Genomic DNA, 21,391 nt, shown 5'->3' with positions numbered 1-21,391 from the left:
TCAGGCAGCGGAGGCACCCATGGACAAACCCGGCATCGTCGTCACCGGAGCGTCGGGCCGCATGGGGCAGATGCTGGTCCGCACGGTCCTTGCCTCGCCCGCCTGCCGGCTGGTGGGCGCGCTGGAACGGCCCGGCCATGACTGGATCGGTCGCGATCTGGGGCAGGCGATGGGCGGACCTGCGCTGGGGATCGCGGTCAGCGACGATGCGGTGGGCGTCATCGCGGGGGCGCAGGCGGTGATCGACTTCACCAGCCCGGCGGCGACGGTGGCCTTTGCCGAACTGACCGCGCAGGCACGCGCCGTCCATGTCATCGGAACGACGGGCCTGTGCGCCGATGATCTGCGCGCCATCGCCGCCGCGGCGCGGCACGCGCCGATCATCCGCGCCGGCAACATGAGCCTTGGCGTCAACCTGCTGCTTGGCCTGACGCGCCGCATCGCCGCGGCGCTGGACGAGGATTGGGACATCGAGATCGTCGAGGCCCATCACCGCCACAAGGTCGATGCGCCCTCGGGCACGGCGCTGATGCTGGGCGAGGCCGCGGCCGAGGGGCGCGGCGCGCCCCTGGACGATCTGCGCATCCCCGCGCGCGACGGGGTGACGGGCGCGCGGCCGCGCGGCGGCATCGGCTTTGCCGCCGTCCGGGGCGGGGATGTGGTGGGCGAACATGACGTGATCTTTGCCGCCGAGGGCGAGCGCGTGGTGCTGCGCCACCTGGCCACCGACCGCGCCATCTTTGCCCGCGGGGCACTGCGCGCGGCGCTGTGGGGCCAGGACAAGGGGCCGGGCGAATACGACATGATGGACGTGCTGGGCCTTTAGGTGATTCGTCCCGAACGCCGAGGCAACGGCGGGACATGCTGCGGCGCAGAATTGAGAAGCCGCAAGATCCTGGCGTGAATCGGGCTTTCCGGTTCAGGATCTTCTGATCTCTCCGGCCCTGGCCAGCGGCTTGCGCAGCACATTCCGTCCTGCCGGGCCGATCATGTGCGCAATATTTGCCAGCAGGGTCCGGCCATGAAGATCATCGTTCTGGGTGCAGGCGTCATCGGGGTGACAAGCGCATGGGCGCTGGCGCGCGCGGGCCATCAGGTCACGGTGGTTGACCGCCAGCCCGCTGCCGCCATGGAAACCTCCTTTGCCAATGCGGGCGAGATCTCGCCGGGCTATTCGACGCCCTGGGCCGCGCCGGGCATTCCCGGCAAGGCGCTGCGCTGGATGTTCCAGCGCCATGCGCCGCTGGTGCTGCATGCCACGGCCGATCCGGTGCGGGCTACCTGGATGGCACGGATGCTGGGCAACTGCACCGCCAGCGCCTATGTGCTGAACAAGTCGCGGATGATGCGGGTCGCCGAATATTCGCGCCAGTGCCTCGGCGCGCTGCGGGCGGAAACGGGCATCCATTACGACGAACGCACCCGCGGCACCTTGCAGGTGTTCCGCACCGATCTGCAGCTTGCGGCGGTGCAGAAGGACATCAAGGTTCTCAAGGCCGATGGCGTCCCCTACCGGGAACTGGATGTCGAGGGCTGCATCGCGGCCGAACCGGGGCTGGCCCATGCCCGCCATCTGCTGGCCGGGGGGCTGCAACTGCCCGATGACGAGACGGGCGATTGTCACATGTTCACGCAGGCGCTGGCCGCACTGGCCGAGGCCGAGGGCGTGCGCTTTCTCTATGGCACCACCATAGCCGGGCTGGAGGGGACGCGCGCGCGGATCGAGGCGGTGCGGACCGCGGCCGGGCGGCTGACGGCGGATGCCTTTGTCGTGGCGCTGGGCAGCCATTCCCCGGCGCTGGTCGCGCCCTTCGGCATCAGGCTGCCGGTGCATCCGGTCAAGGGCTATTCGCTGACCCTGCCCATCGTGGACGAATCGCGTGCGCCCGTCTCGACCGTCATGGACGAAACCTACAAGGTCGCGATCACGCGGCTGGGCAACCGCATCCGCGTGGGGGGGCTGGCGGAACTGGCGGGGTTCGACCTGTCGCTGTCCCCGCGCCGCCGCGCCACGCTGGCCAAGTCGGTGGGCGAGCTGTTCGGGGGCGCGGGCGATCTGGATCGTGCCAGCTTCTGGGCCGGGCTGCGCCCGATGACGCCCGACGGCACCCCTGTCATCGGGCCGACGCCGGCGGCGAACCTGTGGTTGAACACCGGCCACGGCACGCTGGGCTGGACGATGGCGGCAGGCTCGGCGCAACTGCTGGCCGATCTGGTCAGCGGCAGGACGCCGCAGATCAGGGCTGACGATCTGGCGGTATCGCGTTATGGCCGCGGGGCCGAGGGCCGCGCCGCCGCCTAGAAATCGACGGCCAGACCCTTGCGTTCATAATCGCCGTAGCGGACAGGCTCGGGCCCCTCGCGCCCGCCCAGTTCGGGCGGCAGCTCAAGCGGCGCGGCGGCCTTGCGCCGTGCCTCTGCCTCGGCCAGGGCGCGGCGCGCGGGGGGCGGAAGATGGGCCCATTCGGGCCGGTCCTGTGGCTCGGCCCCGGCGGGGATATCGGCTTCGGTCATGGCAAAACCCGTGCTGCTTCGGTATGGCTCGGGTTTCAGCTAGGACGCGGGGACGCGATGGACAAGGACAAGGATGCAGGCGCCCTGCGCGGCGGGGACCAGCGGACCGGCGCAGAGGCGCGCCCCCGCCGGCAGCCGCCCGCCCCCACGGCATCCCCCCCGGCGCCGCCAGCACCCTTGCCGCAGGACAGGGCGGCACCGGAACCGGCCAGGGCGCCGCCGCCGCCCGTCACCCCGCAGCGCAGCGCCCGCAAGGAACGCGCCGGCCGTCCGGCCGCGCCCCCCAGCGGCCGCCCCCGACCCGATGCCGGCGCCCGTTCCGCCGCCCGTCCGGCCCGCGGCCAGCCCGCCGATGCCCGCGGCGGCGCCCTTGCGCTGCTGGCGGCGCTGCGCGAGGGGGCGACGCTGGCCGAGGCGGCGGCAGGGGCGGGGCTGGGACAGCTTGCCCCGGCCGAACGGGCGCGCGCGCAGCGGCTCGCGGCCGCGACGATACGCTGGCGCGGCCGGTCCGATGCGGTTCTGGCGCCCCTGCTTGGCCGTCAGCCGCGGGCCGAGATGTCGGACATCCTGCGGCTGGCGGTGACGGAACTGCTGGGTTTGGGCGAGGCGCCCCATGGCGTGGTGAATGCCGCCGTCGCGCTGGCCCGCGGGGCGGGGCCGGGGGGCAGGGCGGCCGCGGGCATGGTGAACGCGGTGCTGCGCCGCGCCGCGGGGGCGCAGGCCCAATGGGACGGCGCGGCCCCCGCCCGGTTGCCCGACTGGCTGCGCGGCCCCGTCGCGCGGCAATGGGGCGAGGGCGTTGCCGCCGCCATCGAGGCGGCGCATGAGACCGCCCCCGGCGTCGATCTGACCGGCAAGCCCGGCGCCGCGGTGCCGGGCGAGCCGCTGCCCACCGGCAGCCGCCGCCTGCCGCCCGGCACGCAGGTGACGGCCCTGCCGGGATACGAGGCAGGCGCATGGTGGGTGCAGGACGCGGCCGCGGCGCTGCCCGTGCGTCTGCTGGACCCGCGCGCGGGGGAAAGGGTGGCCGATCTGTGCTGCGCGCCCGGCGGCAAGACGATGCAGCTGGCCGCCGCCGGGGCCGCGGTCATCGCCGTTGACCTGTCCGAGGCCCGCCTGTCGCGCGTGCGGGCCAACCTGGAGCGCACGCGCCTTGACGCCGCGCTGGTTGCCGCCGACGCGCTGGCCTGGCGGCCCGATTGCGCGCTGGATGCGGTGCTGCTGGATGCGCCCTGTTCTGCGACCGGGACGATCCGCCGGCACCCCGAGCTGCCGCTGATCCGCGACGGGGCGATGATCCCCGATCTGGTGCGCCTGCAGGCCGCGATGATCGACCATGCGCTGGCCCTGCTGGGGCCGGGGGGGCGGCTGGTCTATGCGGTCTGCTCGATCCACCCGGCCGAGGGCGAGGCGCAGCTTGCCGCCGCGCTGGACCGCCATCCGGGCCTGACGGTCGAAAGGCCGCGGATGCCGGGGCTGGACCCTGCCTGGATCACGCCCGAGGGCGCGATCCGCACCCGGCCGGATCATTGGGGGCATCTCGGCGGGCTGGACGGCTTTTTCGCCGTCAGGCTGCGCAGGCCGGGCGGGTGATGATGCCGATGAAGTGAACGTGACGGCCGCGCAACGTGAATCCGTGGCACGGCCCGTCAGGATAGGACTGGAACAAGGATCGCCGCGCTGATGCAGCGCAGGTGCAGGAATGTGGGAATCAGGATGATCGCAAGGGGAATGTCCGCGGCCATGGCCGCAGTGATCGGCGCCGCCATGCTGGCAGGCGCGGCAACGGCGCAGCAGGCGCCCGTGGTGGTCGGCGGGGCCGCAGCCCCGGACGGGGCGGCGCCATCGCTGTCGGACGAACAGCAGCGTTGGGATCTGGTTTCGCGTCAGGGCACGGCCGAGGCCTATCGCGGCTATCTGGCCGCCTATCCCGCCGGCCCCCATGCCGCCGAGGCGCGGGCGATGCTGGGCCAGCTTCAGGCCGGCGCCCCGGTCGGGGGAACGCTTCCCGTGACGGTCGTTCCCTCGCCGGCCGCGGCCCCCGCCGCGCCGCCCGCGCCCGCCCCCGCCGCGCCCCCCGCGGCGTCGCCGGCTGCGCCCGAACTGCCGCCCGGCACCTCGCCCGCGCAGGCGGCGCAGGCCGAGGCGGCCGGTTCCGGCGGCGGGGCGGCGGCCGAAAGCGCCCTGGGGCTGAGCACGGATACTCGCCGCCGCGTGCAGTTGCGGCTGAATGCGCTGGGCCATGACACGCGCGGCGCCGATGGCGTCTTCGGGTCGGGCACCCGCCGGGCGATCACGGCATGGCAGCGTGAGCGGGGCTATGCCGCCACCGGCTATCTGGATGCCGCCCAGCTGCGCCTGCTGCAGCAGGACGGCGCCTCGGTGCCCGCGCCGCCGCCCGCCGCCGTCCCGGCCGGCGATGCCGCGGCCGAAACGGCGCTGGATCTGACGATGACGCAGCGGCGGATCATCCAGTCCCGCCTGACCCAGCTGGGGCATGACACGAAGGGCGTGGACGGCCGCTTCGGCGCCGGCACCCGCGCCGCGATCAGCGCCTGGCAGCGCGCGAGCGGCGTTCCCGCGACGGGCTATCTGACCCGCGCCGATGCCGATGCGATCCTGAACGCCGGCACGACCCCCGTTGTCACCCCGGCCGCCCCCGCCCCCGCGGACGAAAGCGGCGCCGCAGCCGGCGAACTCGCGCTGAACCTGACGCGCGAGGATCGCACCGCCATGCAGCGCAAGCTGGTCGCGGCGGGATACGACACGCGCGGCGTGGACGGGCAGTTCGGTTCCGGCTCGCGCCGGGCGATCCGCGCCTGGCAGACCGCGCGCGGCGAGCCGGCGACCGGATACCTGACGCGGGCGCAGGCCGCGGCGCTGCGCGGCGCATCTGCCGGCCCGGCGGACAAGGCGCCTCAGGACAAGGCCCCGCAGGATGGCGCAGGCGCCAGCGCGGTGGATGAGATCCGCCTCAACCTCAGCTCGGTCGAGCGGGTCGAGGTTCAGACCCGGCTTGACGCGCTGGGCTATGACACCCGCGGGATCGACGGCGCCTTCGGCTCGGGCACCCGCGCCGCCATCCGCAAGTGGCAGGGCGACAACGCGCTGCCGGTCACGGGCTTTCTGAACCGGGACCAGTTGCAGCAATTGCGGGTCCGCCGGCGCGACTGAGCGCCGGAGCCTGAAAGGCGCGGCAGGGCGGCCCCCCGCCGCGGCCCCCTTGCGGCAAGGCCGATTGCGCCCGGATGATCCCGGCCCCCTGCCGGCTGCCGGGCGCGCCGCCCCCCCCCAGGCTCCAATGCCGTGCGGGAAGGCGCTTGGCCGCACCCGTCCCGACAGATGCGGCCTATGCGGGGCGCGAGGAGGGATGCTGACGGTCGCCGCCAGCCTTGCAGGCCGCGCCGCTTGCAGCAGAACCGTTGCCGCGTGGCGGCAGGCATGTTCGCCGCCCGCGCGCCCATCGCCGCCCCAAAGAACCGCGGCAGGCATCAGGTCAGCCGCGGGCCGTCGTTCGGGCCTTGCCGCGGCGATCATCTCCGCACGCCTTGGCACCGGCCGGCGCATGGCAGGCGCATGACGCGCCATGCCCTGCATCCAACCGAGATTTAGCCCTCTGTTCATCTGAGCGTCATGCAGTTGTCGTCTGCGGCCCTCAAGGGAACCGCAACGCTTTCTTGCGCGAACCGAGGCGGACGACATATGCGAATCGAGGCCCGCGGCCTGACCCGGATCTTCGGCGCCACCCGCGCGGTGGACGACGCCAGTTTCGTGATCGAGCGGCCCTGCATGATCGGGATCATCGGCAGTTCGGGCGCGGGCAAATCCACGCTGCTGCGGATGATGAACCGCCTGACCGATGCCAGCGCCGGACGGCTGATCGTGGACGGGCGCGATGTGCTGGCGCTGCGCGGCGCCGCCCGCCGGGCCTGGCAGTCGGACTGCGCCATGATCTTCCAGCAGTTCAACCTGGTCCCGCGGCTGGACGTGGTCCAGAACGTGCTGCACGGGCTGTTGAACAAGCGGGGCACGCTGACGGCCCTGTTCGGCCTGTGGCCGGCTGCCGACATCGAGCGGGCGGTCGCGATCCTGGACCGGCTGGGCATCGCGGAACAGGCCCCCAAGCGGGCCGAGGCCCTGTCCGGCGGCCAGCAGCAGCGTGTCGCCATCGCCCGCGCGCTGATGCAGGATCCCGCGATCATCCTGGCGGATGAACCGATCGCCAGTCTCGATCCGATGAACGCGCAGGTGGTGATGGACAGCCTGCGCGCCATCCATGACGAGGATGGCCGCACCGTCATCGCCAACCTGCACACGCTGGACACGGCGCGGCGCTATTGCGACCGCATCATCGGCATGCGCAAGGGCCGCATCGTCTTTGACGGAACGCCCGCGCAACTGACCACGGCGGCCGCCCGCGACATCTATGGCGCGGGCGCCGGCTTTTCCGAGGCCGCGACCTCGACCGCATTGGAACCCCAGCACGCCCCGGCCCGCGATCCCGCCTATGCCGCGCGGCTGCTGGCCGACTGACCCCCATCCTCACAGGAGCCTGAGATGATGAAGACCGCCCTTTCCCTGACCCTGGCCGTGCTGGCCGCGACCCCGGCCCTGGCACAAGAGCCCATCACCCGCTTCAATATCGGCGTGCTGGGCGGCGAGAACGCGCAGGACCGCATGACCTCGAACGAATGCCTGCGCAAATATGCCGAAGAGGCGCTGGGCGTTCCGGTCAAGCTGTTCACGCCGGCCGATTACGACGGGGTGATCCAGGGCCTGCTGGGCGGGACGCTGGACGCCGCGATCCTGGGCGCCTCGGGCTATGCCAAGGCCTATCTGACCGATCCCGAGGCGGTCGAGCCGGTGCTGGTCAAGACCAATCTCGACGGCGCCGCGAACTATTTCTCGATCGGCATCGCGCGCAAGGATCACGCCATCGCCAGCATGGACGACATGAAGGGCAAGGTGCTGGGCTTTGGCGACCCGAACTCGACCTCGGGCTATCTCATCCCGGCGGTCGAACTGCCCAAGCAGGGCTATTCGATGAAGCCGGGCGAGTATTTCAAGGACATCAAGTTCACCGGCGGGCATGAACAGACCATCGTCGCGGTCAAGAACGGCGACGTGGACGGGGGCGTGACCTGGGCCGACGGCCTTGGCAACTGGGAAGACGGCTACAATTCGGGCGCGCTGCGCAAGGCGGTCGATGCGGGGCTGGTGGACATGAACGACCTCGTCCAGATCTGGAAATCCGAGCCGATCCCCGAAGGCCCCCTGGTGGTCCGCAAGGCGCTGCCCGCCGATGTGAAGGAAAAGTTCACCGCGCTGGTCGCGGGCCTGATCGACAAGGACAAGGAATGCGCCTACGGCGTCGCCTCGGGCGAGACGGGCGGCTTCAAGCCGGTGGCGCATGACGCCTATGCCACCATCATCGAAGTGCGCAAGCTCGAAGAGCAGAAGAAGGCCAACTGAGGCCCCCTGCCGCCCGCGTTCCCGGCAACGGGGCGCGGGCGGCGCTGACCGACCATGACCCAGCGCCCAATCCACAACCGCATCGCCGCCGATTACCGCGCCCTGGCCGCCCGCCGGCGCAGCTATTCGGCGATCCTGTGGGGCATCTTCATCGCCCTGATGGTGGCCGGCTTCCGCCTGGCCAACGCGCGCAGCGCGGGCGGTTTCCGGGCCGGGCTGCCGCAGATCCTCGACTATCCCGCCGAACTCGTCGCCGAGGCCTGGTCCAAGGCGGCCGGCCTGCCCGGCCTGATGGCGGGCTTCCTGCCCGCGCTGGTCGAGACGATCGACATCGCCGCGGTGTCCACGATCCTGGGCGCCTTGGGCGGCGCGGTTGGCGCGCTGCTGTCCACGCGCGGGCTTGCCCCTTGGCCGCGGCTGGTGCCGCTGTTCCGCCGGCTCATGGACATCACCCGCGCCATTCCCGACATCGTCATCGCGCTGCTGCTGATCTTTGTCCTGGGCGGCGGGCCGATCCCCGCGGCGCTGGCGATTTCGTTCCACACCGCCGGGGCGCTGGGCAAGATGTTTTCCGAGGTGGCCGAGAATGCCAGCCTGGCGCCGGTCGAAGGGCTGGAATCGGTCGGCGCGAACTGGCTGCAGCGGATGATGCTGGGGGTGCTGCCGCAGGTTGCCCCCGACTGGCTGAGCTATGCGGCGCTGCGGTTCGAGATCAATATCCGCGCCAGCGCGATCCTCGGCTTTGTGGGGGCGGGCGGGATTGGCTATGAACTGCGCAACGCGATTTCCTGGGGCCAGGGCCGCTATGATGCGGCGGCGGCGGTGTTCCTGCTGCTGTTCCTGACCATCGTCGCGGTCGATCAGGCCAGTTCCGCGATCCGCAACCGGCTGACCGGCGGAAGGGCCGCGCGATGAGCATGACCCCCCAGATCCCTGTCACGCCGGCTCCGGCCCTGCCGGCTCCCGCGCCGCTGGATGCGGCCCGCCGGGCCATCGCCCGGCAACGGCGGATCGCGCTGGCGCTGCCGGTGCTGCTGCTGGCCTATCTGTTCCATGCGGCGATCGCGTTTGATCTGGCCGGGGTGGCGGGCCGGGCGCGCTGGGACAATGCCGTGACGCTGATGGGGGATTTCTGGTCCTACAAGGTTCACGTCACCCGCCAGAACCGCGACGGCGCCCGCCCCGAGGTTTCCATCGAGGGGATGCGGCAGGCCCGCTTCGCCCCCGATCAGGAACCGGGCTGGGTGACGCGCCGGCCCGATGGCGGTGTCGATGTGGCGCTGCCCGCTGGCAACGAGGTCCATATCGCGGCGGACGGGGCGGCGCGGCTGGTCGTGGACGGGACCGCCTATGACGTGGCCCCGCGCGGCGACGGCATCGCCTTTGACATTCCCGGCCCGCCCGCCTGGATGAACGCCTCGGACCGGCGCCTGACGGCAACCCTGCCGGGCGCGCGGGTGACCTTTACCCGCGCCCGGACCGAGATCCTGCGCCGCCAGGCGGGATGGGAGCTGTTCTTCTTTGACCTGCAAAGCCCGTTCTACGGCCGCTCGCTGCCCGAACTGGCCCGTCTGGCCGTGGCGGGGCCGCAGCTGCGCCCCGGCACCCCCAATATCGCGGCGATGGGGCAGGATTTCTGGCGCAACGGCATCTGGCACCACGGCGATGTCGCCTGGGCGATGTTCGAAACCGTGCTGATGGCCTTTCTGGGCACCATGGGCGCGGGACTGGTTGCGCTGCCGCTGGCCTTCCTGGCGGCGTCCAACTTCACCCCCGCGCGCCTGGTGCGGCAGGTGGCGCGGCGGGGGTTCGACTTCCTTCGGGGGGTGGATGCGCTGATCTGGACCATCGTTTTGTCGCGCGCCTTCGGCCCCGGCCCGCTGACCGGCAGCCTGGCCATCCTGCTGACCGACACCGGCAGCTTCGGCAAGCTGTTTTCCGAGGCGCTCGAGAATGTGGACGGCAAGCCCATCGAGGGGCTGCGGTCCACCGGCGCGGGCGCGCTGGCGCGCAACCGCTGGGCGGTGATGCCCCAGATCAGCCCGGTGATCCTCTCGCAGCTGCTGTATTTCCTTGAATCCAACACCCGCAGCGCCACGGTGATCGGCGCGATCACCGGCGGGGGGATCGGCCTGCTGCTGGTGCAGGCGATCCAGACCCAGAAAGACTGGGAACATGTCGCCTATTACATCGTGCTGATCGTGCTGGTGGTCATGCTGATGGACTGGCTGTCGGGCCGCCTGCGCGCCCGCCTGATCGGAGAGCGCGCATGAAGCTTCATCCCGACCGCCCCCGGATCGGCGAGGGCGCGATCGTCGAGAATTCCACCTTCGGCGCATGGTGCGAGGTGGGGCAGGGCGCGCGCATCATCAACAGCCGGTTCGGCGATTACAGCTATTGCGACCGGCTGGCCGACATCGCCAACACTACGGTGGGCAAGTTCGCCAACATCGCCGCCATGACCCGCATCGGCCCGACCGATCATCCGATGACGACGGCCAGCCTGCATCATTTCCTGTATCGCAGCAGCTATTACTGGGACGATGCCGAGGATGACGCCGATTTCTTTGCCGCCCGCGCGGCACGGCGCACCGTCATCGGGCATGATAGCTGGATCGGGCATGGCGCCATCGTCAAGCCGGAGGTGACCGTCGGTCTGGGCGCCATCGTGGCGGCGGGGGCGGTTGTCACGCGCGATGTGCCCGACTGGACCATCGTCGCGGGCTGTCCCGCGGCCCCGCTGCGGCGGCGCTTTTCCGAGGCGGTGGGCGCGCGTCTTGCCCGTCTTGCCTGGTGGGACTGGGATCACGCGCGCCTGCGCGCGGCGCTGCCCGATTTCCGGCGCCTGACGGCCGAGGCGTTTCTCGACCGCTACGAATGATCCTGCAGCGTCAGCGTCACCCGGCCGGCCGCCCACCAGGTGCGGCCGCGCTCGACCGGGATGCCGGCGGCGGCGTTCAGCGTCTCGGTCCGCAGCAGCGCCTCGCCCGGGTCGATCTGCAACTGCGCGGCCTGCGCGGCATCGGCGACCTGGGCGGCGATGCGGGTATGGACGCGGCAGTAATCCTCGATGCCGCAGGCCGCCAGCGCGCGGGTGATCGATCCCGTCTCGCGCAGGGCCGCCGGCAGGCCGGGCAGGCGCGCCGCCGGAAAGACCGAGCGGAACAGCGCGACGGGGCGGAAATCGACCGTGGACAGGCCCTCGGCGGCGTGAACCTCGGCGCCCGCGGGCAGGTCAAGGGCCGCGGCTTCGGAGGGGCTGGCGGGGCGGGTCATCACCGCGTCGATGCGCCGCCCCGGCACCTTGCCGGCCAGCTCGATGTTGCGATGGAAGCGGACCCTCTGCCCCAGCGGGTAATCGACCGGGGCGGCCGCGACAAAGACCCCGGCCCCGCGGCGGGCATAGAGCAGCCCCTCATCGGCCAGCGTCCGGGCGGCATGGCGCAGGGTGTGGCGGTTCACGCCAAAGCGCGCGGCCAGCACCGCCTCGGGCGGCAGGCGCTGGCCAGGGCGCCATTGCCCGCTGGCGATTTCAGCCCGCAACGTGTCCGCGATCGCACGCCAAAGCGCCATGGCCGACCCTTTCTTCATCCAAAATTCACGCAGGCCGGCTGGACGGGACAGCCGCGCACCGCTATCAAATGTCTAGTTGTATAGTATCGCTGAGCCGCCATGTCACGCCCTCTTTCAGATCATGACCTGCGACGGGACGCGCTTGGGCAGATGGCCCGCGCGCCTGCCGCGCTGATGGCCGAAGCCCTGCCCGATCTGCCACCGCATGATCTGCTGCGCGCGCCCCAGACGGGGACGGTGATGGTGCGCGGGCGGATCGGCGGCACCGGGGCGCCCTTCAACCTGGGCGAGATGACGGTGACGCGGGCCTCGGTCCGGCTGACGGCGACGGGGACGGTCGGGCACGGTTATGTGCAGGGCCGCAGCCGCGAACACGCGCTGCGCGCGGCCTGCGCCGATGCGCTGGGGCAGGACGATCCGGCGGCGCTGCGCGCGATCATCGCCCCCTTGGCGCGTGCCGAGGCGGCCGCCCGCGCGGCTGCCGCTGCCGCCGCGGCCTCGACGAAGGTCGAGTTCTTCACCCTGGTGCGCGGAGAGGATGAATGAGCGTTCTGGACGGCGGCTTTGCCGACCCCGCGCGCGACGGCGCGCGCAGCTTTCGCGCGGTGCTTGAGGCGATGGCCCGGCCGGGCACCGAGGTGATGCCCGAGCCCGCCCGCGGCCCGGCGCCGCTGTCCCCGGCGGCGGCGGCCGTGCTGCTGACGCTGGTGGACGGGGATACGCCGCTGCATCTTGCCGGCGCCCATGATTGCGAGGCAGTGCGCCGCTGGATCGCCTTCCACTGCGCCGCGCCCCTGGTCGCTGCCGAGGAGGCGGTGTTTGCGCTGGGCTGCTGGGATGCCCTGCTGCCGCTGGATCGCTTTGCCATCGGCACGCCCGATTATCCTGACCGCAGCGCGACGCTGATCGTGGATGACCCCGCCGCGGGGCGGCCCGTCACCCTGTCCGGTCCGGGCATCCGCGGCACGGCCGCGGCCCGCCTGCCGGACCCGGCCGCCTTTGCCGCCAATCACGACCGCTTTCCCTTGGGCTGGGACGCGATCCTGGCCTGCGGCGCGCGCCTGATGGCCGTGCCCCGTTCGACCGCGGTGCTGCCGCAGGAGGCTGTCTGATGTATGTCGCCGTGAAAGGGGGCGAGCGCGCCATCGATGCGGCCCATGACTGGCTGGCGCGCGAACGCCGCGGCCCCGCCGACCAGCCCGCGCTGGACACGGACCAGATCCGCGATCAGCTGTCGCTGGGCGTCGCCCGCGTGATGGCCGAAGGCTCGCTCTATGATCCCGACCTTGCGGCGCTGGCGATCAAGCAGGCGCGGGGCGATCTGATCGAGGCGATCTTCCTGATCCGCGCCTATCGCACGACGCTGCCCCGGTTCGGCGGCTCGGTCCCGGTGGACACCGCGGCCATGGCGATCAAGCGGCGCATCAGCGCCACCTTCAAGGACGCGCCGGGCGGGCAGGTGCTGGGGCCGACCTTCGACTATACGCACCGGCTGCTGGATTTCCGCCTGATGGCGGATGGCGCGCTGCCTGAAACCGATGCGCCCGCCGGGCAGGCCGCAGCTGCCGCCGGTGCCGCCGGTGCCCCTGCCGCCGATCTTCCTGCCGGCGCGGGTGCAGGCCCGCAGGCGGTGCCCCATATCCTGGATTTCCTCGGCCGCGACGGGATGATCGAAACCGCCGCTCCGGATGACACCCTGCCCCCCGACCTGACGCGCGCGCCGCTGGAACTGCCGGCCGGCCGCCCGCTGCGCCTGCAGGCGCTGGCCCGCGGGGATGAAGGGTTCCTGCTGGGCCTCGCCTATTCGACCCAGCGCGGCTATGCGCGCAACCATGCCTTTGTCGGCGAGCTGCGCATCGGCACGGTCGAGGTCGAGATGGAGATCCCGGAGCTGGGCTTTGCCATCGGCATCGGCGAAATCGAGCTGACCGAATGCGAGACGGTCAACCAGTTCAAGGGCTCGCGGACCGAGCCGCCGCAGTTCACCCGCGGCTATGGCCTGACCTTCGGCCAGACCGAGCGCAAGGCGCTGGCCGTGGCGCTGGTCGATCGCGCGCTGCGCTGGCAGGAACTGGACGAGGACGACCAGGGCGCCCCGGCCCAGGATACCGAATTCGTCCTGTCCCATTGCGACAACATCCAGGCGACGGGTTTTCTGGAACATATCAAGCTGCCCCATTACGTCGATTTCCAGGCTGAACTGGAACTGGTGCGTCGCCTGCGCGCCGCCGCCCACAAGGGGGAACAGCCATGATCCCCGCCGATGATCCCCGCCCGCCTGCCGTGCAGGCCCGTCCCGCCCCCACCCACGCCCCCGCCCCTGCCGGGGCCGCCGCGTCTGGGGCCGCCTTGCCGCCCCCCGTGCCCGCGGATGCCGCCATGACCGACTACAACTTCGCCTATCTGGACGAGGACACCAAGAGGATGATCCGCCGCGCGATCCTCAAGGGGATCGCGGTGCCGGGCTATCAGGTGCCCTTTGCCAGCCGCGAGATGCCGATGCCCTATGGCTGGGGCACCGGCGGGGTGCAGGTGACGGCCGCGGTGCTGGTGCCGGACGACGTGCTCAAGGTCATCGACCAGGGCGCCGATGACACCACCAACGCCGTCAGCATCCGCAAGTTCTTTCAGCGCACCGCCGGCGTCGCCGTGACCGAGCGCACGAGCGAGGCGACGGTGATCCAGACCCGCCACCGCATCCCCGAAACGCCCCTGACCGAAGGGCAGATCCTCGTCTATCAGGTGCCCATCCCCGAACCGATGCGGTTCCTCGAGCCGCGCGAGGTCGAGACCCGCCGCATCCACGCCCTGGCCGATTACGGGCTGATGCAGGTGCGGCTTTACGAGGACATCGCCCGCCATGGCGAGATCGCCACATCCTATGCCTATCCGGTCGAGGTCGCCGGGCGCTATGTCATGGACCCCTCGCCCATTCCCAAGTTCGACAACCCCAAGCTGAACGACTGCCCGGCGATCCAGCTGTTCGGGGCGGGGCGCGAACAGCGCATCTATGCGCTGCCCCCCCATACGCGGGTGGTCAGCCTTGATTTCGAGGATCATCCCTTCGTGGCTGCCAAGGCCGATCATGCCTGCGCCATCTGCGGATCGACCGCCAGCTATCTGGACGAGGTCATCACCGATGATGCGGGGGGGCGGATGTTCGTCTGCTCGGACACGGATTACTGCGCCCACCGGGCGAAGGAGGGCGCGTGATGGACGGGGCAGCCGCCTTTGGCGAAAAGGCCGGCCGGGCCGAAGGGGCCGGGCCGCTTCTGTCCGTGCGCGGGATAACCCGGCATTACGGCGCGCGCATCGGCTGCGCCGATGTCAGCTTCGATCTGTGGCCGGGCGAGGTGATGGGCATTGTCGGCGAAAGCGGTTCGGGCAAATCGACGCTGCTGGCCTGCCTGTCGGGGCAGATGGCGCCGGATGCGGGCGCGGTGATCTATGATGGGCCGGACGGCCCGGTCGATACCGTCACGATGAACGAACCCGCCCGCCGGCATCTGGCGCGCACGGAATGGGCCTTCGTCCACCAGAACCCGCGCGACGGGCTGCGCATGGGGGTCAGCGCGGGCGGCAATGTCGGCGAACGGCTGATGGCCACCGGCGCGCGCCATTACGGCCGCATCCGCGCCGCCGCCGCGGGCTGGCTGGAGCGGGTGGAAATCGACCCCGCCCGCATCGACGACCGCCCGCGGCAGTTCTCGGGCGGGATGCAGCAGCGTTTGCAGATCGCGCGCAACCTGGTCAGCGGCCCGCGCCTTGCCTTCATGGACGAGCCGACGGGCGGGCTGGATGTCAGCGTGCAGGCGCGGCTGCTGGATCTGCTGCGGGGGCTTGTGCGCGACATGGGCCTGTCGGCGGTGCTGGTGACGCATGACCTGGCGGTGGTGCGGCTGCTGGCCGACCGGCTGCTGGTGATGAAGGACGGGCGCGTGGTCGAACAGGGCCTGACCGATCAGGTGCTGGACGATCCCCAGCATGCCTATACACAGCTCCTCGTATCCTCGGTCCTGCAGGTGTGATGATGATTTCGGTCGAGAATGTCGGCAAGGCGTTCACGCTGCACAACCAGGGCGGCGCGGTGCTGCGGGTGATGGAGGGCGCCACCCTGTCGGTGGCGCCGGGCGAATGCGTGGCGCTGACAGGCGCATCGGGCGCGGGAAAATCGACGCTGATGCGGATGATCTGGGGGAACTATCGCACCGACCATGGGGTGATCCGGGTCGGGGACACGGTGATATCGGGCGCCGCCCCGCGGGCGGTGATCGCGCTGCGCAAGGGGACGCTGGGCCATGTCAGCCAGTTCCTGCGCGTGCTGCCCCGCGTTCCCACCCTGCGCGTGGTGGCCGAGCCGCTGCTGACGCTGGGCGTGCCGGCAGGCGAGGCCGAGGCGCGCGCCGCCGGGCTGCTGGCGCGCCTGCGCATCGCAGAGCGGCTCTGGGGGCTGTCGCCCACCACCTTTTCGGGGGGCGAGCAGCAGCGCGTGAACATCGCCCGCGGCTTTGTCCATCCCTATCCCGCCCTGCTGCTGGACGAGCCGACCGCCAGCCTCGATCCCGCCAACCGCGAAACCGTCATGACCATGATCGAGGAGGCCAAGGCCCGCGGTGCGGCGATCCTGGGCATCTTTCATGACGAGGCCGCCCGTGCCCGTCTGTGCGACCGCGCGGTGGATGTGACCGGCTTTACCCCGCAGGCCGCGGCATGAGGCTGTTTGCCGTGGTCGGCCCTTCGGGCGCGGGCAAGGACACGCTGATGGCGGCCGCCGCCGCCGCCCGGCCCGGCGTGGCGCTGGTGCGCCGCGTGATCACCCGTCCGGCAGAGGCGGGGGGCGAGGATTTCGAGCCCGTCACCCCGGCCGAGTTCGCCCGCCGCAAGGCCGCGGGCGCCTTTGCGCTGGACTGGACGGCGCATGGCCTGTCCTATGCCATCCCCCACGCGCTGCCGCAGGCCGAAGCGGTGCTGATGAACCTGTCGCGCCGCATCCTGGACGACGCCGCGCGCGTCTTTCCCGGCATCGCCATCCTGAATGTCACGGCCCGCCCCGAGGTTCTGGCGGCCCGGCTTGCCGCCCGCGGGCGCGAGGATGCGGCCGGCATCGCCGCCCGGCTGGACCGGGGCGCCCCGCAGGCCCCCTGCGGGGCCGAGGTCACGACCATCGACAATTCCGGCCCGCTCGCCGACGCGACGGCGGCCTTTCTTGCAGCCATTGGACAAACGCCATGATCCTTGCCAATGCCAACCTGATCCTGCCCGGCCGCGTGATGCGGGGCGCCGTTCATGTCGAGGGCGACCGGATCGCCGGCATCACCGAAGGGACGGAGGTGCCGCCGGGCGCGATCGACTGCGCGGGCGATCACGTCGCGCCGGGGCTGGTCGAGCTGCACACCGACAACCTGGAACGCCATATCCGCCCCCGCCCCGGCGTGGACTGGCCCCATGCCGCCGCGATCCTGGCCCATGACGGAGAACTGGCCAGCGCCGGGATCACGACGGTGTTCGACGCGCTGCGCGTCGGCTCCATTGGCGGGGCCAAGTCGAACTATGCGCCCTATGCCCTGCCGCTGGCCGAGGAGATCAACACCCTCGCCGCCGCCCATGAAACCCGCATCAGCCATTTCATCCATCTGCGCGCCGAGATCTGTTCCGAAACCATGCTGGAGGAGATGGAGGCTTTCGGCAGCGATCACCGGGTCCGGCTGGTCAGCCTGATGGATCACACGCCGGGCTTTCGGCAGTTCCGCGACATGGACAAGCTGAAGGAATACGAACAGGGCAAATACGGCATGTCCGATGACCAGTTCGCCGATCACGTGGCGCTGCTGACCGGAATCCGCGCCCGCCATGGCGATGCCCATGAGGAGGCGGCTGTCCGCCTTGCGGCGCGGATGGGCGCGGTCATGGCCAGCCATGACGACACCACGCGCGCCCATGTCGAGCAAAGCGCCGCCCACGGCATCCGCCTGGCCGAGTTTCCCACCACGATCGAGGCGGCGCGCGCCTGCCGCGAGCATGGGATCCTGACGATCATGGGCGCGCCCAACCTGATCCGCGGGGGCAGCCATTCGGGCAATGTCGCCGCCGAAACGCTGGCGCGCGAAGGGCTGCTGGACATCATGTCCTCGGATTACATTCCCTCCAGCCTGATGCTCGCGGCAGCCCGGCTGGCCTCGATCTGGGGCGATGTGCCGCGCGCCTTTGCCACGGTCACCGCCACCCCCGCCGCGGCGACGGGGCTTGACGACCGGGGCCGGATCGAAACCGGCCTGCGCGCCGACCTGATCCGCATCGCCTCGCTGGACCGCACCCCCCGCATCCGCGGCGTGTGGTGCCGCGGCCGGCAGGTGGGCTGACGCCCTTTCGCGCGGGCCGCCGGGGGCCTGCCCTTCATCCTGCCCGTCAGGGGCGGCCCGCGCCGCGGACGGCGCCAGGGCCTGCCGGCAATGCGCGGGGAGGGTGTCGTCCTTGGCTCGACAGGCGCGCGGGCCGGCAGGCAAGCCCCCGCTCAGCCGCCGGCGGGTCGGCGGGCGGGGGTGCCACCGTCCCCCAGCGCCTGCGCCGCAAAATCCGCAAAGGCCGCCGCCGTTTCCGAAGGGTGCAGGGCCGACGCGCGCGCCAGGGCGATGCGGCTGGGGGGCAGGGGATCGGTCAGGGCCAGGCGCACCACGCAGCCGCCGTCATAGCACAGGTCATGGGGCAGGTCCGTCGCCAGCAGGCCGGTGCCCATGCCATTGGCGACCATGGCGCGCAGCATCTCGATCGAGCCCGTCTCGGCGATGATGCGGGGGGCCGCGCCGATGATCTGGAACAGCGACAGGAAATAGCCCCGGCTGTGGGGCAGGTTGATCAGCACCATCGGATCACCCGCCAGATCGCGCAGCGAAACGGCCCCCGCCCCCGCCAGAGGGTGGCCCGGACCGACCAGCGCATGGGGCGGAACGGCCCCTAGCGGGCTGAGGCCAAGATCGGCCGGCAGATCCGCGTCATAGACGAGGGCCAGGTCGATCCGGCCGCTGCGCAGGCCGCGGACCAGTTCGGCCAGATCGCCTTCGGCCAGGGTGATGCGCGCGGCCGGATGGCGGGCGGTAAAGCCGCGCACCAGCCGCGGGGCATAGCGCGGACCAAGCGTCGAATAGACGCCCAGGACAAGTTCCCCCGCCGGCCCGGTTGCGGGCGACAAGGCGGTGCGGGCATGGCCCAGCAGCGATGCCAGGGCGGCCAGCTTCTGACGGCCGAAGGGGGTCGGGCGCATCCCCTGTCCCGGAAGGCGCAGGAACAGGGGATGGCCGAAATGCGCCTCGATCCGGGATACGGCCTGCGACACCGAGGGCTGCGAGACATGGCAGGCCCGCGCCGCGGCGGCGGTCGAGCCGGTTTCGGCCACGGCCATCACATAGGCGATCTGCCGCAGGCTGATGGGAATAGGCTGCATTGATCCAGTCTATCACAAAGCAGTATTTCTGCCTATAGGCACCGCGCGCCTATCCTGGCCCACGCAAGGCAGGGGAACAGGATGACCGAGGATCGAAGACCGCTCGAGGGCGTCAGGGTGCTGGATTTCACGCGGGTGCTGGCCGGGCCCTATGCCACCGCGCTGATGGCCGATCTGGGCGCCGACATCATCAAGGTCGAGGGACCGGGGGGCGACGAATACCGCCATATCGGCCCGTTCCGGGACGGCGAGAGCGCGCTGTTCCAGACAGCCAACCGCGGCAAGCGATCCATCGTTCTGGACCTGCGCGCGCCCGCCGACCTGGCGGTGGCGCGGGATCTGGCAGCGCGCGCGGATGTGCTGGTCGAAAACTTCCGCCCCGGCGTGATGGCGCGGCTGGGGCTGGATGCGGCAAGCCTTCAGGCCGCCAATCCGGGGCTGGTCTATGCCTCGATCTCGGGCTTCGGGCAGAGCGGGCCTTTTGCCGACCGCCCGGCCTATGACATCATCGTGCAGGCCATGTCCGGCCTGATGGACATGACCGGAGAGCCGGGCACGCCCCCCACGATGGTGGGCGAGGCCATCGCCGATGTTGCGGGCGGGCTGTTTGCCGCCTGGGGGATCATGGTGGCGCTGTTCGACCGCAGCCGGACCGGGCGGGGCCGGGTGGTCGATCTGGCGCTGTTCGATGCGCTGCTCTCGATGATGCCGTCCGCCGGGGCACGGGTGCTGGTCTGCGACGGCGATCCCGTGCGCACCGGCAACCGCCATGCGCTGTCCGCGCCCTTCGGCGTCTATCCGGCGGGGCAGGGGCATTTCGCCGTCGCGGTGCTGAACGACAAGCTGTTCGCGGCCTTCTGCACGGTGATCGGCCAGCCCGCTCTGGCCGGCGATCCGCGCATGGCCAGCGATGAAAGCCGGCGCGCACATGAACCCGTCCTGGCGCAGGCCATCGCGGGATGGGCCGGGGGGCTGAGCGCGGCGCAGGCAGTGGCGGCGCTGACGGCGGCGGGGGTGCCCGCCTCGGAGCTGTCCTCGGCCCGGCAGGCATGGCGCTCCGAACAGGCGCAGGCGCGCGGGCTGTGGTCGGATGTCGTCCATCCGGCGCTGGGCCGGATCAGCCTGCCCGAACAGCCGGTGCATTTCTCGGGCAGCCCGCGCGGGGGGCGGGCGGGGGCGCCGGCACAGGATGAACATGGCGCCGCGATCCGCGCCGAACTGGGGATGAAGCCATGACCGACTGGAACGACGAAGAAGCCGCCATCCTGGACCAGATCGCCCGCTTTGCCGAAGGCGTGCTGGCCCCCCGCGCGGCCGAACTGGACGAAACCGCGACCTTTGCGACCTGCCACCTGCCCGCCATGGCCGAGCTGGGCCTGATGGGCCTGAACCTGCCCGAGGACGATGGCGGGCTGGGCCTGTCCGGCCCCGCGCTGTACCGCGCGGTCGAACTGGTCGCGGGGGCCTGCGGCGCGACCGCCTCGATGCTGACGGCGCATTACCTGGCGACCGATTCGCTTCATCTGGGCGGGGACGAGGCGCTGCGCCGCAGGTTTCTGCCGGGGGCGGCGGCGGGCCGCCTGGGCGCCTTTGCGCTGACCGAGCCGCAGGCAGGCTCGAACCCTGCCGACATGAGGACTCTGGCCGTGCGCGACGGCGAGGGATACCGGCTGCGCGGAACCAAATGCTTCATCTCGAATGCGGGCGCGGCCGATTTCATGGTGGTCTATGCCAAGACCGACCCTGATGCAGGCGCAAGGGGCGTGTCGGCCTTTGTCGTCGAGCCCAAGGGCGCGGCCGGCATCGCCTTTGGCCCGGCCGAGCGCACGATGGGCCTGCGCGGCGGGCATGTCTTTACCGTCAGCCTCGATGGCTGCTTCGTGCCGGCCGAAAACCGGATCGGTCCCGAAGGCACCGGCTTTCGCACCGCGATGAAGGTCTTGGACAACGGCCGGATCGAGGTCGCGGCCCAGGCCACCGGCATCGCCGATGCGGCGCTGCGGGCGGCAGTTGCCTATGCCAGGGAACGGCAGGTCGGCGGCCACCCGATCGCGGATTTCCAGGGCTTGCAATGGATGCTGGCCGATTGCGCCAATGATCTGGCCGCCGCCCGCGCGCTGGGCCTGGCGGCGGCGCGGTTGCGGGGCACGGGGGCGCGCTATTCCAGCGAAAGCGCCCATGCCAAGCTGTTCGCTTCCGAGGCGGCATGGCGGATTGCCGACCGGGCGTTGCAGATCCACGGGGGCTACGGCTATTGCCGGGATTTCCCCGTGGAACGCCATCTGCGCGACCTGCGCATCTTCCGCATCTATGAAGGCAGCTCCGAGATTCAGCGCAGCATCATCGCCCGCGGCCTGCTGGCCGAACGCTAGGCGGGCAGGGCCGCGTCGGTCG

The 21,391-nt window shown here is 71.4% G+C and carries 22 protein-coding genes; 19 read left to right on the top strand and 3 right to left on the bottom strand.

Annotation, left to right across the window (positions count from 1 at the left end; translation table 11 throughout):
* Window positions 1-19: 19 nt before the first annotated feature.
* Window positions 20-826 (top strand): 4-hydroxy-tetrahydrodipicolinate reductase, encoded by an 807-nt coding sequence (gene dapB, locus B0A89_RS04605; RefSeq protein ID WP_085377131.1) that lies wholly within the window; start codon window positions 20-22, stop codon window positions 824-826.
* 195 nt (window positions 827-1,021) lie between these two features.
* Window positions 1,022-2,302 carry a D-amino acid dehydrogenase gene (locus B0A89_RS04600; protein ID WP_085377130.1) on the top strand — a complete coding sequence of 427 codons (1,281 nt, stop codon included), beginning with the start codon at window positions 1,022-1,024 and terminating at the stop codon, window positions 2,300-2,302.
* On the opposite strand, the gene B0A89_RS04595 is transcribed toward B0A89_RS04600, so the two are convergent.
* A complete protein-coding gene (locus B0A89_RS04595; protein WP_085377129.1) occupies window positions 2,299-2,514 on the bottom strand; it encodes a DUF1674 domain-containing protein in 216 nt (71 codons plus the stop codon). The two genes, B0A89_RS04600 and B0A89_RS04595, sit on opposite strands and share 4 nt — an antisense overlap.
* Before the next feature lie 57 nt (window positions 2,515-2,571).
* Here B0A89_RS04595 and B0A89_RS04590 point away from each other — a divergent pair, with 57 nt between their 5' ends.
* The 7 genes from B0A89_RS04590 to B0A89_RS04555 all read left to right on the top strand — a co-directional run bounded on the left by B0A89_RS04590 (window position 2,572) and on the right by B0A89_RS04555 (window position 10,867).
* The gene (locus B0A89_RS04590; RefSeq protein WP_205949773.1) at window positions 2,572-4,107 is read left to right on the top strand and encodes an RsmB/NOP family class I SAM-dependent RNA methyltransferase; all 1,536 of its coding nucleotides are present in this window, start codon (window positions 2,572-2,574) and stop codon (window positions 4,105-4,107) included.
* A gap of 150 nt (window positions 4,108-4,257) precedes the next feature.
* Complete coding sequence (locus B0A89_RS04585) at window positions 4,258-5,688, top strand: peptidoglycan-binding domain-containing protein (RefSeq protein WP_157115241.1); 1,431 nt, start codon at window positions 4,258-4,260, stop codon at window positions 5,686-5,688.
* Window positions 5,689-6,216: 528 nt separating this feature from the next.
* On the top strand, window positions 6,217-7,047 hold the full coding sequence (gene phnC / locus B0A89_RS04575; RefSeq protein ID WP_085377126.1) for a phosphonate ABC transporter ATP-binding protein: 831 nt from the start codon (window positions 6,217-6,219) through the stop codon (window positions 7,045-7,047).
* A gap of 27 nt (window positions 7,048-7,074) precedes the next feature.
* On the top strand, window positions 7,075-7,986 hold the full coding sequence (gene phnD / locus B0A89_RS04570; RefSeq protein WP_085378749.1) for a phosphonate ABC transporter substrate-binding protein: 912 nt from the start codon (window positions 7,075-7,077) through the stop codon (window positions 7,984-7,986).
* A gap of 54 nt (window positions 7,987-8,040) precedes the next feature.
* Window positions 8,041-8,901 (top strand): phosphonate ABC transporter, permease protein PhnE, encoded by an 861-nt coding sequence (gene phnE, locus B0A89_RS04565; protein WP_085377125.1) that lies wholly within the window; start codon window positions 8,041-8,043, stop codon window positions 8,899-8,901.
* A 2-nt stretch (window positions 8,902-8,903) separates the two neighbouring features.
* Complete coding sequence (gene phnE, locus B0A89_RS04560; protein ID WP_085378748.1) at window positions 8,904-10,259, top strand: phosphonate ABC transporter, permease protein PhnE; 1,356 nt, start codon at window positions 8,904-8,906, stop codon at window positions 10,257-10,259.
* Window positions 10,256-10,867, top strand: a complete 612-nt coding sequence (locus B0A89_RS04555) for an LbetaH domain-containing protein (RefSeq protein ID WP_085377124.1) — start codon at window positions 10,256-10,258, stop codon at window positions 10,865-10,867. The genes phnE (B0A89_RS04560) and B0A89_RS04555 overlap by 4 nt, the downstream gene beginning before the upstream one ends.
* Here the strand turns inward: B0A89_RS04555 and phnF are convergent.
* Window positions 10,858-11,559: a phosphonate metabolism transcriptional regulator PhnF gene (gene phnF / locus B0A89_RS04550; RefSeq protein ID WP_085377123.1), complete on the bottom strand. Its 702-nt coding sequence runs from the start codon at window positions 11,557-11,559 to the stop codon at window positions 10,858-10,860. The two genes, B0A89_RS04555 and phnF, sit on opposite strands and share 10 nt — an antisense overlap.
* Window positions 11,560-11,709: 150 nt before the next feature.
* Between phnF and phnG the strand changes: the two genes are divergently transcribed.
* The 8 genes from phnG (at window position 11,710) to B0A89_RS04510 (ending at window position 17,918) form a co-directional block, all read left to right on the top strand.
* Window positions 11,710-12,105 (top strand): phosphonate C-P lyase system protein PhnG, encoded by a 396-nt coding sequence (gene phnG / locus B0A89_RS04545; protein WP_338045742.1) that lies wholly within the window; start codon window positions 11,710-11,712, stop codon window positions 12,103-12,105.
* Window positions 12,102-12,671: a phosphonate C-P lyase system protein PhnH gene (phnH, locus tag B0A89_RS04540; protein WP_085377121.1), complete on the top strand. Its 570-nt coding sequence runs from the start codon at window positions 12,102-12,104 to the stop codon at window positions 12,669-12,671. The genes phnG and phnH overlap by 4 nt, the downstream gene beginning before the upstream one ends.
* Window positions 12,671-13,813 carry a carbon-phosphorus lyase complex subunit gene (locus B0A89_RS04535; protein ID WP_085377120.1) on the top strand — a complete coding sequence of 381 codons (1,143 nt, stop codon included), beginning with the start codon at window positions 12,671-12,673 and terminating at the stop codon, window positions 13,811-13,813. Before phnH ends, B0A89_RS04535 begins: the two co-directional genes overlap by 1 nt.
* Before the next feature lie 125 nt (window positions 13,814-13,938).
* The gene (locus tag B0A89_RS04530; protein WP_085378747.1) at window positions 13,939-14,772 is read left to right on the top strand and encodes an alpha-D-ribose 1-methylphosphonate 5-phosphate C-P-lyase PhnJ; all 834 of its coding nucleotides are present in this window, start codon (window positions 13,939-13,941) and stop codon (window positions 14,770-14,772) included.
* A complete protein-coding gene (phnK, locus tag B0A89_RS04525; RefSeq protein WP_085377119.1) occupies window positions 14,772-15,587 on the top strand; it encodes a phosphonate C-P lyase system protein PhnK in 816 nt (271 codons plus the stop codon). The genes B0A89_RS04530 and phnK overlap by 1 nt, the downstream gene beginning before the upstream one ends.
* A 2-nt stretch (window positions 15,588-15,589) precedes the next feature.
* Entirely contained in the window at window positions 15,590-16,273 is a 684-nt protein-coding gene (gene phnL, locus B0A89_RS04520; RefSeq protein ID WP_085377118.1) for a phosphonate C-P lyase system protein PhnL, read from the top strand.
* Window positions 16,270-16,791 carry a phosphonate metabolism protein/1,5-bisphosphokinase (PRPP-forming) PhnN gene (gene phnN / locus B0A89_RS04515; protein WP_085377117.1) on the top strand — a complete coding sequence of 174 codons (522 nt, stop codon included), beginning with the start codon at window positions 16,270-16,272 and terminating at the stop codon, window positions 16,789-16,791. The genes phnL and phnN overlap by 4 nt, the downstream gene beginning before the upstream one ends.
* A complete protein-coding gene (locus B0A89_RS04510; RefSeq protein WP_085377116.1) occupies window positions 16,788-17,918 on the top strand; it encodes an alpha-D-ribose 1-methylphosphonate 5-triphosphate diphosphatase in 1,131 nt (376 codons plus the stop codon). Before phnN ends, B0A89_RS04510 begins: the two co-directional genes overlap by 4 nt.
* Before the next feature lie 152 nt (window positions 17,919-18,070).
* Here B0A89_RS04510 and B0A89_RS04505 read toward each other — a convergent pair whose 3' ends face one another.
* Window positions 18,071-18,997 (bottom strand): LysR family transcriptional regulator, encoded by a 927-nt coding sequence (locus tag B0A89_RS04505; protein ID WP_085377115.1) that lies wholly within the window; start codon window positions 18,995-18,997, stop codon window positions 18,071-18,073.
* Window positions 18,998-19,078: 81 nt separating this feature from the next.
* On the opposite strand from B0A89_RS04505, the gene B0A89_RS04500 reads away from it, so the two are divergent.
* Both B0A89_RS04500 and B0A89_RS04495 read left to right on the top strand, forming a co-directional pair.
* Window positions 19,079-20,233 (top strand): CaiB/BaiF CoA transferase family protein, encoded by a 1,155-nt coding sequence (locus B0A89_RS04500; RefSeq protein WP_085377114.1) that lies wholly within the window; start codon window positions 19,079-19,081, stop codon window positions 20,231-20,233.
* Entirely contained in the window at window positions 20,230-21,369 is a 1,140-nt protein-coding gene (locus tag B0A89_RS04495; RefSeq protein ID WP_085377113.1) for an acyl-CoA dehydrogenase family protein, read from the top strand. The genes B0A89_RS04500 and B0A89_RS04495 overlap by 4 nt, the downstream gene beginning before the upstream one ends.
* The last annotated feature ends 22 nt before the right edge of the window (window positions 21,370-21,391 follow it).

Origin of the sequence: Paracoccus contaminans (assembly GCF_002105555.1) — a bacterium.
Taxonomy (GTDB): domain Bacteria; phylum Pseudomonadota; class Alphaproteobacteria; order Rhodobacterales; family Rhodobacteraceae; genus Paracoccus; species Paracoccus contaminans.
The sequence above is the reverse complement of the archived record's forward strand: the minus strand, read 5'-3'. Positions and strand labels throughout refer to the sequence as shown.